The organism is Phycisphaerae bacterium, assembly GCA_035275405.1.
In the GTDB taxonomy this organism is placed as follows: Bacteria; Planctomycetota; Phycisphaerae; order UBA1845; family UTPLA1; genus DATEMU01.
This window is the reverse complement of the sequence record DATEMU010000001.1, coordinates 221,615-234,081: the sequence shown is the minus strand read 5'-3', so window position 1 is coordinate 234,081 and position 12,467 is coordinate 221,615. Positions and strand designations below refer to the sequence as shown.

9 protein-coding genes are annotated in these 12,467 nt (G+C 62.7%); 6 read left to right on the top strand and 3 right to left on the bottom strand.

The window, feature by feature from the left end; translation table 11 throughout:
• The first annotated feature begins 21 nt into the window (after positions 1 to 21).
• The 3 genes from VJZ71_00910 (at position 22) to VJZ71_00900 (ending at position 3,329) form a co-directional block, all read left to right on the top strand.
• Positions 22 to 906, top strand: coding sequence for an HDOD domain-containing protein (locus tag VJZ71_00910; GenBank protein ID HKQ46610.1), 885 nt, complete (start codon positions 22 to 24; stop codon positions 904 to 906).
• Between the two features lie 68 nt (positions 907 to 974).
• Positions 975 to 1,751 carry an MBL fold metallo-hydrolase gene (locus VJZ71_00905; protein ID HKQ46609.1) on the top strand — a complete coding sequence of 259 codons (777 nt, stop codon included), beginning with the start codon at positions 975 to 977 and terminating at the stop codon, positions 1,749 to 1,751.
• Positions 1,752 to 1,757: 6 nt separating this feature from the next.
• On the top strand, positions 1,758 to 3,329 hold the full coding sequence (locus VJZ71_00900) for a PQQ-binding-like beta-propeller repeat protein (GenBank protein HKQ46608.1): 1,572 nt from the start codon (positions 1,758 to 1,760) through the stop codon (positions 3,327 to 3,329).
• A 27-nt stretch (positions 3,330 to 3,356) separates the two neighbouring features.
• On the opposite strand, the gene VJZ71_00895 is transcribed toward VJZ71_00900, so the two are convergent.
• The 3 genes from VJZ71_00895 to VJZ71_00885 form a co-directional block, all read right to left on the bottom strand.
• The gene (locus VJZ71_00895) at positions 3,357 to 3,743 is read right to left on the bottom strand and encodes a CxxC-x17-CxxC domain-containing protein (protein ID HKQ46607.1); all 387 of its coding nucleotides are present in this window, start codon (positions 3,741 to 3,743) and stop codon (positions 3,357 to 3,359) included.
• Between the two features lie 201 nt (positions 3,744 to 3,944).
• Positions 3,945 to 8,120, bottom strand: a complete 4,176-nt coding sequence (locus VJZ71_00890; protein HKQ46606.1) for an amidohydrolase family protein — start codon at positions 8,118 to 8,120, stop codon at positions 3,945 to 3,947.
• A 59-nt stretch (positions 8,121 to 8,179) separates the two neighbouring features.
• Positions 8,180 to 9,847, bottom strand: a complete 1,668-nt coding sequence (locus VJZ71_00885) for an alkaline phosphatase D family protein (GenBank protein ID HKQ46605.1) — start codon at positions 9,845 to 9,847, stop codon at positions 8,180 to 8,182.
• 106 nt (positions 9,848 to 9,953) lie between these two features.
• Here VJZ71_00885 and VJZ71_00880 point away from each other — a divergent pair, with 106 nt between their 5' ends.
• From VJZ71_00880 to VJZ71_00870, 3 genes are all read left to right on the top strand, one after another.
• Positions 9,954 to 10,283, top strand: a complete 330-nt coding sequence (locus VJZ71_00880) for a co-chaperone GroES (GenBank protein HKQ46604.1) — start codon at positions 9,954 to 9,956, stop codon at positions 10,281 to 10,283.
• A 91-nt stretch (positions 10,284 to 10,374) separates the two neighbouring features.
• Positions 10,375 to 11,319 (top strand): thermonuclease family protein, encoded by a 945-nt coding sequence (locus VJZ71_00875; GenBank protein HKQ46603.1) that lies wholly within the window; start codon positions 10,375 to 10,377, stop codon positions 11,317 to 11,319.
• A complete protein-coding gene (locus tag VJZ71_00870) occupies positions 11,303 to 12,094 on the top strand; it encodes a BtpA/SgcQ family protein (GenBank protein HKQ46602.1) in 792 nt (263 codons plus the stop codon). The genes VJZ71_00875 and VJZ71_00870 overlap by 17 nt, the downstream gene beginning before the upstream one ends.
• The last annotated feature ends 373 nt before the right edge of the window (positions 12,095 to 12,467 follow it).

Sequence of the window (12,467 nt, the reverse complement as noted above, 5' to 3'; positions counted from 1 at the left end):
CCGCGCACAGGGAGCACGAACATGATGACGACACTGACCAAGGGCAAGAGCGAGGCGGACAAGCTGATCGCCACGGCGATCGCCGACCTAGGCGAGATCGCGACGCTCCCCGAAGTGACGATCAAGATCATCCAGATCGTTGAGAACCCGAAATCGACGGCGCGGGACCTGCACGAAGTGATCCGCAACGATCCGGCGCTGTCGACGCGGCTTCTGAAGGTGGTCAACTCCGCTTTTTATGGATTGCCGGGGCAGATATCGAGCATCGATCGCGCGATTGTGCTTCTGGGCCTGTCGGCGGTGAAGAATATTTCCATCGCGGCCTCGATGTCCCACTTGTTCAACGCCGGCGGGGCGATCGACGGCTTCAGCGGGCAGGAAGTGTGGCGCCACAGCATCGCCGTGGGTGTGGGTTCCCGTCTGCTGAGTGCCGCGCAGGGCCGGCCGCCCATGGAAGAAAGCTTCCTGGCGGGGCTGATTCACGATCTGGGTCTCTTGGTCGAGCGACAAGTCTTCGGCAAGAAGCTGGAAGAAGTCATCCAGCGCAATGCGAAGGAAGGCAAGAACTTCTGCGAACTGGAGCAGGAGATCATCGGGGCGGACCATCAGGCGTTTGGGATGGCGCTGGGGACGAAATGGCGCTTCCCCATGAACCTGTGCACGGCCATCGGCTACCACCACAAGCCGATGGACCTGGCCCCGGTCAATCGCGAGCTGGCGACGCTGGTGCACGTAGCAGACACCCTCGCCTGCCGGGCAGGGATCGGATTCTCGGCGACGGGTGCGCAGGACGAATTCGATAGCGAAATGCTGTCGGCGCTGCATCTGAATCAGGCGGCGGTCGACGAGGCGGCGGCGAAGCTGCCCGAACAGGTGGCATCTACGGAAGCGATTTTCCGGGAATAGAAGACCTCGCCGCCTCGGACAATTCGCGTTATCCGCATCGATAAATCCCCATATAATCCCGTCCGGTAATGGCGGGCGCTTTCACCATCACGGTTCTCGGTTCGGGCACCTCGCACGGGGTCCCGATGATCGCCTGCGACTGTGCGGTTTGCACGTCGGCCGACCCGCGCGACCGGCGGACGCGGCCCAGCATCCTAATTCAATACGATGCGACGACATTGCTGGTCGATACGTCGCCCGAATTGCGGCTGCAATGCCTGGCGAACAACGTGCGGCGGGTGGATGCCGTGCTCTACACGCATCATCACATCGATCACCTGGCAGGATTGGATGATTTGCGGCGGTTCAATTGGCTTCAGGAGGCGGCGATTCCCTGTTACGGTCAACCCGCAACGCTTGAGCGGCTGCGGACGATGTTTGCCTATGTATTCGAGGACGATGCGGAGTATCCGTCGGCGAAGCCGCGGTTGGAGCTACGCGAGATCGACGGGCCGCTGGACATCGGCGGTCAGACGATCACGCCGATTCCGCTTTTGCACGGACGAATGCCGGTCCTTGGTTTTCGCGTGGGTAGTTTCGCTTATTGCACGGACGTGAGTGAGATTCCGCAGGAATCGTGGGGGCTGCTTTCGGGGCTGGACGTGCTCATTCTGGACGCGCTTCGCAAGCGACCGCACCCGACGCATTTCAATCTCGAACAGGCTGTGGATCACGCCCGGCGGATCCTTGCGCGACAGACGTATTTCACGCACATCGCCCATGAACTGCCACACGAAGAGACAAATCGGGAACTGCCCAAGGGGATGGCTCTTTCGTACGACGGGCTGGTGATTGATACGCAGTAGAAATTCATGACGAACGCGAATCAACCTCAAGAAAAGCCGCACCACCACTTCGACGGCGCCACACCGCCCAGCGCCGCATGGCACGAGCAGCGTTGGGTAATATTCCTTTTGCTGCTGCTGCTCTATCCACTAGGCGTCGTTCTGCTGATTCGACACCCACGAGCTGCACGGTGGCGAAAGGCTGCCGGAGTCGTCGTCATGGCGCCCGCTTTCGGCCTTGTCGCACTGCTGGCCCTTAAACCGCTTTGGGATTTTGAGGGCGGGATGCGCAGCCTGCGGGATTTTTCTCTGGACTTCGGAAGGCTCACACGTCCCAGCGCGTTGGAGAAACATCGCCGCGCGCAAAGAGGTAGCGCACCCTACGTCCTGCAAATCGCTCCCGAGGAGGCCAAACTCTCGTGGCCCGATTTTCGCGGGCCGCGGCGCGACGGGGTTTACGACGCCTTCGACCTGCAATTGGACTGGAAGGCCTGCCCCCCGCGCGAACTCTGGCGGCAGCCGATCGGCGGTGGCTATGCGAGTTTTGTCGTGGGAGGCGGACGGGCCTACACGATAGAACAACGCCGCGATAAGGAGGCTGTCACGTGTTATGAACTGGCGACCGGGCGGGAACTTTGGGTGCAGGAGTATGAAGCGTCGTTTGAAGAGACGCTTGGGGGAGACGGCCCGCGCGCCACGCCGACACTGGCGGGCGAGCGCGTGTATTCGCTGGGGGCGGAGGGCCATTTGTACTGCCTTGAAGCCGCGGACGGACGAGTCGTGTGGAAGCGGAACATTCTTCAGGAGTTCAAGCAAGAGAATCTGTCCTGGGGACTGGCGTGTTCGCCGCTGGTGATCGACGGAAAAGTGCTGGTGACGAACTCCGGAAAAGCCGATCCGTCGGTCCTGGCTTATGACGCAGCGACCGGCGATCCGGTCTGGAACGCGAGGGCCGGCCTACAGGCATACAGCTCGCTCGCGGTGGTCACCCTCGCCGGGCGGCGTCAGGTGCTCAATCTCGCGGCGGCGGCATTGAATGGGCTCGACCCGGCGTCGGGCGAAATTCTCTGGAGCCATCCGTGGGACACGAGCATGGGGATCAACTGCTCCCAACCGCTGGAGGTCGGGGGGGATCGCATTTTCCTCTCGTCGGGCTACGGCAAAGGGAGCGCGGTGATCAAGATCGAGGCGGCAAACGGCAAGCTTCAGGCGCGCGAAATCTGGTCCAATACAAGGATGAAAAACAAGTTCAACTCGTCGGTCGTGAGTGGCGGATTCGCCTACGGGCTCGACGAAGGCGTGCTGTGCTGCGTGGAACTAGAGACCGGCGAGCGGCCCTGGAAAGGCGGCAAATATGGGTACGGATCCGTCGTTCTCGCGCAGGGCCATTTGATCGTGATGAGCGACGACGGCCGACTTGCGCTGGTCGAGGCGACGCCTGCGGAACACCGCGAGAAGGGATCGATGCGGGTGTTTAACGATCGGACGTGGAACAATTTCGCGCTCGTTGGCGGACGACTGCTGGCGCGCAACCATGTCGAGATGGCGCTTTTGGATCTGCGCGCCACATCACAGGCGCCGATCAGCGCCGCTCGGTGACCGTACCGATGGTATTAACCGCCGACCTTAATCAAACGTGCCGGCGCTGCCCTTGTGCGATTGGTAACAATTGCGGCAATAGACCGGCCGGCCCTCGGTGGGCTTGAACGGCACCTCGGTCGGCTGACCACACTCCGAGCAGGTCACTTGAAACATCTGTCGAGGGGGACGCGCGCCGCCGCCGCCACCGTATCCACCGCGGCCGCCCCCACCACCGCCGCCACCGCGTCGTCCGCCGCCACCCCCACCCCCCCCTCCGCCGCCACCCATCGTCTTCCGCTTCTCACGGCAGGCGCGACAGCGCTTGGGCTCGTTGGTGAAACCGCGCTCGGCATAGCGCGCCTGATCGTCGGCGGAATGGATAAACTCCGCGTTGCAATCGACGCAGATCAGGGTTTTGTCGGTGTACTCCATGGGATAATCCCTCGCGAGTGGCGATCCGGCGATTTTTTTGGGGGGATCCGTCGGCCGAGCGGCCGCAGCTAGTGGGGAAAGGATGCTCCTGGAAAAGATCGGCGGTCGTGCCCTCTAAAACTGCGTACTATCGGAACAGAGGCCCCGGAGGTTGTCAAGCACCTTTTGAATCGCCATATGGTCACGGTTTGGGATGGGAAACTAACGTGCCGCCCGCATCGCCGGAGGGCCTCGGAGGGGTGATTCCGGCGCAAGTTTTGGTTGGGGGCGAGCCCGGAACTTGTCGTCGGTACGCGAATGCTTGCTGGAGAGGTCGATGGGGCGACCGGCGATGAATTCGGCAACGACTACGGTGGAGGCTTGGAGGGGCGTGTCGGTCGTCACAATGACATCGGCGACCTTGCCGACTTCGAGGCTGCCATAGCGGTCGCCCACTCCGAGGATTCGCGCCGGCACGATCGTGACCGACGCGAGCGCGGCGGCCTCGGAGAGGCCATGCGACACGGCAAAGCCGGCCTCGATGCCGACGTGCTTGGCGAGCGTGGCGTCGCCGGTCGTGATGCAGAAGCGGATTCCGTGCCGGTGGAGAATGGCCGGGGCGCGATAGACGCTGTCCCAGGGCTCAAACCTGTCGCCGAGGTAGCTCGTGGTCCGGCCAAGGATCACGTCGATTTTCTTCTCGGAGAGCTCGTCGGCGAGTTTCCATGCCTCGCGACCGCCGCGGATGACGGGCTTCAGTTGGTAATGCTCGGCGAAGTGAAGGGCCTCCTTGATCTGCTTGTAACTATCGGCGCGGAAGAGGACCGGGGCCTCGCTGCGGACGAAGGGGATCATGGCGTCGAGACGGCGGTCAAACTCCGGCATTTTTTCGGCATTACCGCCCGCCGCGGCGACGGCCTTGGCGTAACGAGAGGCCTTGCGGAAAAAGTCTTCGATCTTGGCGAGCTTCTTGCGATACTCGTCGATCTGTTCCTTCTTACGGTCTTCTTCGAGGTCGTCGGGGAAGCGGATAGGCAGCGAAGGGAGCGCGACGCAAAGGCCGAGCGGCGAAGCAACAGCGGCCTCGGGCATCGACCATCCGTCGAGCCGCACGAAGCCTGCCCGTCCGCCGATCGTGCCGACACCGGGCGCGATGAGGGCGCTGGTAACGCCATCGCATCGCGCGACTTCGATCGCGCTGGCAAAGGGGTTGTACGCGGAGAGAACGGCCAGGTCCGGCTGGAAATCGCCGATCTCCTGCTCGTCCATCGTCCCGGCGACGGATTCAATTTCCATCAGGCCCAGCGTGGTGTCGGCGTTGATGAGGCCGGGAAAAACGTGGAGGCCCTTTGCGCTCACGACGGCCGCCTTCGAAGGAGCCGCCCGACCATCATTGGGACCGATTTCCTTGATGAGTCCGTCTTTGATAACGATGCGACCGTTTGAAATCGCCGGACCCGTCACCGGATGGATGGTCGCCTCGACGATCCAATATTCGCTGTTTTGCGAGGAGGGCACGTCGATGAGCGGCGGCGGCGAACCAAAAGACCGGGCGGCGAGCGGCGGCGCGGGCTTTTCGAAATCCAGTGATTCGTGCTGGAAGTAGATTTCACCGTCAATGAGCGTCAGGATGCATTTCGAGAAAGTATCGAGCGGATGACCCTCGAAGATCGCCAGGTCGGCGAACTTGCCGGGTTCGATGGAACCGACGTACTTGTCGACCCCCAATTGAATCGCACCGTTGAGCGTGCAGAGCTTCAGCGCATCGTTGGCGGACAGACCGCCGTAGTGGAGGGATTTGGCGGCCTCGAAGTTCAAGTGGCGGACGAGTTCGGGCGAGTCGGAGTTGACGGTGGCATTCACACCACCCTGCGTCATACGCGATGCGTTGTGGGGGATGGCGTCGTAGGCCTCGATTTTGTAGGCCCACCAGTCAGAGAAGGTCGAAGCGCCGCAACCGTGGCGGACGATCTCGGGAATGATGCGATAGCCTTCGAGGATGTGCTGCAGGACGGCAATTCGAAATCCGTATTCCTCCGCGACAGCCAGAAGCCGCAGGATTTCGTCGGCGCGATAACAATGGCAATGGACCCAAATCGCGCCGTCATGAATCGCGGCGAGCGCGTCGAGGCGAAGATCGCGACGTACCGGGCGAGGATTCTTGCCGGCGGCTTTTTCCTTTTCATACCTGGCCCAATCGGCCTTGTACTTACGGGCAGCGTCGAAGGAACGGCGAAGAACCGCCTCGACGCCCATCCGCGTGTTGGGGAAGCGTGTGCCCCGGCGGCCGAAGTTGGACTGCTTGACGTTTTCGCCGAGGGCGAATTTGACCGTTTTGGGGGCCTCCTTAAAGACCCACTCCGCCGCGGGCCGTCCGTACTTGAGGCGAAGCGTGACGTTTTGTCCGCCGATCGTGTTGGCAGAGCCGTGCATCGTGTGGATCGTCGTAACGCCTCCCGCCAGCGCGCGAAATGCGGAGACATCCTTGGGGTCAATGACGTCGCCGACGCGGACCTCCGGTGTGACCGAGAGCGAGAATTCGTTGAGACCGCCGTCGCTGCACATGTGCGAGTGCGGATCGATGATGCCGGGCATGACGCAGTAGCCGGTCAGGTCGATCGACTTCATGCCGGGCGGCGCCGTGAGACCGCGGCCGATGGCGGAAATCTTTCCATCCTGAATCATGATGTCGGTGTCGACCACGTCGCCGCGCGTGATCGTGAGGAGCGTGGCATGTTTGATGAGCAAGTCGCCGCCGGTCTGCACCTTCGGCTTGCGATCCGCTTCGATTTCGCAGGCGAAGGACGGCCAGTCGACTCTCTGGGTCGTGGGCGCAGAGGTTGGCCGCGAGGCCGCCTCGGCCGTTGTGGGCTGGGATGACGCTGGGCCGCCCCTGTCGCGCCGGCGGCCCTTGAAGTCGGGCTTGGGAGCGAGGAGCGGGTCGAAGCGCTTGCCTTCGATAAAGACGAGTTGCACCTTCGACTTCTCGTCGGCCAGCGGCTTGTCGAGGATCGTGAGATTGGCCAAATGGTTCGGGGCGATCTCACCGAGCTGATCCGACAGCCCCATTAGTTTGGCGGCATCCCGCGTCAGGGCCGCGAGGGCGACGGACTCCGGCAGGCCCCGGGCGATCGCTTTGCGGAGGTTCTTCATCAGGTCGGCCGTACTCTTCATCTCGAAGGAACCAATGGCGAATTCGACGCCGGCCTCGTGCAGAAGTTTGGCGTTGTCCACCTCTTCCTGCCAAAGCCGGACGCGCTCCTGAAAGAGCCGCTCGGGTTCGAACGCTTTTTTCTCCCATGTCTCGTCAAAGATTGGGCGCAGACTTTCCGGCCGCGGCTCGGTCGGTTCCTTCGGCGGCCACTCGTCTTCTTTCATTTCGCCGGGCCGCTTGGGTTCCTCGGTCCATTTCAGGCTGACAATGACCGGGACCTTCTCATCATGGAGTCGCTTAGCCGCTTTCCAGCCTTCGCGGGCGCCGGCGATAATGGGCTTCAACCCGAACTCGGCGGCCATGTTCAACGCGCGGTGGATTTCATTCTCGGAATTGGCGATGAAGACCACCGGCATTCCCGGCGCGCCGGGATCGATCAGCGGCCACAATGCCTCCAGGTTTGCGTCGATGGCGGGGCGTTCGCCGTTGGGGTTGCGGCGGCTCCATTCCAGCAGATCGCGATGCCACTGCGCGTCCATCATGACCTGTCGGAAGGCCGCCATCGCGCCCATCGTCGTCGTGGGGTATTGGGGCATGTCGAATTCGCGACGCTCGCGGCGCTCGCGACGCGTCCGACCGCGATCGGCATCCGCCCCTGTGACAAAGGCGGCATGCTGGGCGAAGCCGGCCTTTATGACGGAGCGCCTGACGGGCATATCGCCAAGTTCGATGACCGCACTCGCACCCGAAAAGATCGCGGGCTGCGGCGAAACCAGGGCGGTTGTGAAACCGGCGGCGCGGTGATCCTCCGACTTGGCCGTCTTGGGGTCGTACAATTCCTCGGATCGCCAGTGAGGGTGCATCAAACGGCGATGAGCCTGGACGGTCGCCGATTGCGGGCTTTCCAGCACATCGGGGTTCTCATCTTCCCAACGAGCGCGTTCTTCGTCAGTGGGTTCGACCGAGGGGAGACCCGCATGGGTATTGGCATCGATGAAGCCCGGATAGACAACTAGGCCCTCGGCGTCGATTTGCAGAGCGTCGGGCGGAGTGGCGACTGACGCGCCGACCTCGGCGATGCGACCTTTGACAATAAGCACGGAACCGCGATCCAGAACGCGATCGGGCGAGGCGACGACTCGGGCGTTGGCGATGATGATGGGCGGCTCGTAGTCGGCGTTCGCGATTCCGACAAATCCAAGAAACAAAAAAATGCAGAAAACCGACGCACGCGAAAAGGACATGCTGACTCCCTGGAAATTCGTTCTTCCTGCTCCGCAACGGGGTGGGCGGCTCGAACTCGTCAGATTTGAGCGGAATCGGCGACGAGTCGCAAGGTTCGGGCCGCGCGACGGCGGGCGGAGCCCGCCCTACAGCGCGTGCGGGCGAGCGGCGCGAGCATGAGGCAACAAAAGGTGGGCAAGAGCGGTGCGGGGAAGCATGACGTCGGGCCGGGCGGCGCGAGCACGACTTGATGAAGCGTCTCCAGCGGCGGGTCGTGGATGCTTGAATCCGCCACGACTCCGCGGTGCGTCAAAGTCAACTGCTCCGGGGTGACATCGACGACGAGGTAGGCGAACCGGTCCGGCTCGACAAAGGCCAGTTTGTTTTCGCCGATGATCGTGTTCATGAGAAAGTCAAAGCCGAAATCAAACAACGGCGTGGCGATGAATTCGGATACGGCCGTGTCAAAGAGGAGCGGGCCGATGAGTCCGATTTCACGCCGGATGGACTCGGTGGCGATGGGACCGGCGATGAACTCCGGGATGACGAAGCCCAGCGAGAAGCCTTCTTGCAGCGTATTTCGGAGAAAATGGGTGACGTCGGGATTGTATACGTTCCCGTGAATATCGGCGGAAAGAAGGACGACGCCGGTAATGGCCTGCTCATCAACGAACCGCAGGAGGTCGTAACGCTCGACGTCGTAGCCGTCCCAACGATCGTAGGGCATGACGAGAAGTGACGTGAACGGCAAGGAGCTGAGCACGAACTTCCACGTCGCGGTCGAGCGCTGCAAGCCGTCCTTGAGCCAGGAGAGCTGCCTCTTGCCGAGCATCGTTCGCGACGGATCGGAGAGTCGAAGGATGGTGCCAATCTCGAGCGTCGGGAGGAAGAACGCTCGCGGGTCGATTCCGCCACCGTCGCGCGAAAGATCACGCGAACGATACTGGCGGCAGTCGAGGATGAAGAACTCGGCAAGATCGCCATAACGGATCGAGCGGTAGGTGCGGTCGGGATCGTCAGCGACCCCCTGCCGCCGGATCGGCATGTAATCGAAGAAGGCGCGATAGGCGTCAGCGCGCTGCTGCGGGGTGATGTGGGGCTCCAGGTCCCCCCCGTCGTAGTCATTGGCGACTTCGTGGTCATCCCATTGCACCCACACAGGCACGGCGGCCATCAGCGCCTGCAAGAACGGATCGTCGCGGTTCTGGCTGTGCTTTGCGCGATAGCCGGCAAGGTCGGTCGCCGGTGGTAACCCCCCTGCCGAGCCATCGCAGTACGCCGTGTCACCGGCCCAAAACCACAATTCGGCTTGCTCGGCGGCGGCATGGCTGAGGACGCGGAACGGCTGGTCGGCAGCGTTGGAATCGCCGGTATAGACAAAACGGAAGGACGTCGGGCCCTGCGGCGCAGTCTTGAATGTGCCCGGCGGGCTGGTCTCGTCGGTGCCGAGGTGGGTGAAGCGATAGAAGTAACGCGTCCCGGGCGAAAGGCCCACAGCGTCGTGGTGGACGGTCCGGTCTGCATCATCGGACGCCTGCACCAGATTCGAAACTACGATCTGTTGAAATTGATCGTCGGTGGCGATGTCGATACGGACGCTCCCCGGGAGGGAAACCCGCGTCCAGCAAATGGCGGAGGTCTCCGTCACGTCGCCACACGCCACCCCTTGGGGAAAAGTCTGGCCGCCGGCGCGCAAGGCGAAGATAAAGAGGGCGAGCGTCGCACGAGCCGCGGCTGTTTTGGACATGAGTGAATCCCCGCCCCAGAGGGTTCCGATTATAACGGCTCGCGACAGACTCGACACCTCGCGCCGATCATGGCAAAACACGCCACCGGCCGATACAATATCGTTGATGGAAAAGGAAAACACCAAGCTCCGCCCCGTCAAACTCGAGACCGTCGAGCCGATCGGCAAGCGCGTCCTGATCCGCAAGGACGCCGACAAGAAGCAGACCAAGGGCGGGATTCAACTGCCGGACAACATCGAGATTCCCACGATCACGGGCCGGATCGTGGCGGTGTCCTGCCAGGTGGATCGCGACGAGGATTTTCCGATCAAGCAGTACGACCGGGTGCTGTTCAACCCCAAGCGCGCCATCCCCGTCGACTTCGAGGGCGACAACCAGCTCTTCGTCGTGCCGGTCGAAGATGTCGTGGCGGTTTTCCGCAAGGCCGGCGGCTGATTTACGCCCCCTTTTCAGTCCCGCAAAGTATTCCATTTCCGACGCCTCACGCCTATCATGGCGACCGCTGATTTCGGCAGGAGGGCTCGTCATGACTCCACGACGCGCGTGGATGCGCAGGGCATTAAAAAGACTGAGTTGGCTGGTCGCATTGGGCATGATCGTCGTGCCGACGGTTCGCGCGGAGGCCGATGGAGTCGTCGGCGCAAAAAAGGGCAAGGTCTATCACACGCATCCCGACGATTGCTCCGCCGCGAAGAATATCAACGACGACAATATTGTCCGCTGGGCCTCGGAGAGCGAGGCCAAAAAAGAGGGCCGGCGACTGTGCAAATCGTGTGCCAAATTGGACGAGCGTGCCAAAAAGAAAGCGGCTGGGCCGTCGGACACCGAACGCCCTGCCAATTCCAGGCGTCCGAGCGCCGCGGAATCGGAGGAGCCGGAAAATGTCGATAACTCAGGCGGCAGTCTCATCCAAGTCCGCGTCAAGAAGGTCCTGACCGGCGGTACGGTGCTCCTGGATAACGGCGACAAAGCGCGGCTGTTCGGCATCGCCGCACCGCAATCGGGGCAATCCCTCGCCGACGAGACCATTCGCTTTATCGAAAAGCGAGTCAAGGGCCGGACGCTCCAGCTCATACCCGTCGAGGATCGCGAGGCGAAGCCGCGCCGTGACCGGCTGGGGCGAACACTCGCTTACATCGCCATCAGCAGCGGGGATTCCGACCTCGGTGGCGCGCTGGTCAACGAGGGCCTGGCCGCGGTCGATCGGTCGATAGAATTCGAGCGGCTCGACGACTATCTCAAGCACGAGGACGACGCGGCATGGGCCGGTCGGGGGATATGGAAAAAACTCGACGGCCCCGAAGGCGCGGCGGAGGTCGTGACCGGCAAGCATACGCACGAGTACCACGCGGCGGATTGTCCGCACGTCGAGCATTTAATAGAACCGGCGACGGTCACGGTCAATGAGGCGAAGAGCCGGCGGCTGCGTCCCTGCGAATACTATCGGGTAGGCAATGGCAAAAAAAACTAACCTCGCTCGACTGCGTCTGATCGGCATGGTCCACCTTTCGCCGCTTCCGGGCGCGCCGAAGGCGGGGCCGATGGCGGCGACGATTCGGCGGGCGGTGGACGAGGCACGGATGCTGGCGCGGGCCGGGTTCGACGCGGTCATCGTCGAGAACTTCGGCGACGCGCCGTTCGCGGCGGACTGCGTGCCGCGGGAGACGATCGCGGCCATGAGCATCGTCGTCGATCACGTCGTGTGCACGTGCGGCGTGCCGGTCGGGGTCAATGTGCTGCGCAACGACGGGTTGGCGGGGCTTGCGGTGGCCGCGGCGGCGGACGCGGCGTTCATCCGCGTTAACGTCCTCTCCGGCACTTACGCGACGGATCAGGGCCTAATCACCGGCCGGGCGCATGAGCTGGCGCGGCAACGGGCGGCGCTCGCGCCGGGCGTGCGGATCGCGGCCGACGTCCACGTAAAGCACGCCGTGCCCATCAACCAGCCGGATATCGCGCTGGCCGCCGAGGAAACGGCGGGGCGCGGAGGCGCGGACATCCTGATCGTCAGCGGCGCGGCGACCGGCTCGCCGACGGATATGGACGCGGTGCGGAGGGTCAAGGAGGCGGTGCCGCGCGTGCCGGTGTGGATCGGCTCGGGCGTAACGACGGAGACGGTGGGCGAGTACCTGGAGATTGCGGACGGCGTGATCGTGGGGACGTCCTTGAAGCGCGGCGGCGTGACGACGGCAACGCTGGATGCGAAGCGCGTGGCGGGGTTTATCAAAGCCGCGCGGCGAGCTTGACTTCCCTGCTACAATGAGAAGACCTCGCGTTCGCTCAGGACAGGACATATCGCTGTGAACGCACATTTGCCAATCCTATTGTCCTGCTTGCCGTTGTTTGTGGCCTGTCTTTTTGGCTGCAAAGTACCGACATCGCAGAAAGCGCCAAGCGAAACGCCAAACCCATCACCGACGACGCAACCCAACGCGTTGAACACGTTTGAGGTGCTGGAAGTCCGCGGGAAGGTGCGAGGCTCGTTGAACGAGGCGAACCCGCGGATCGATAGCGAATGGTTCAAGGTCTGTCCGGGAGACCTGCTTCTGCCCGACACCTTCGTCCACATCCCGTTCCGGGGCCAGCTAAAGGTGTCGCGGCGCGCGGACGATCCACGCA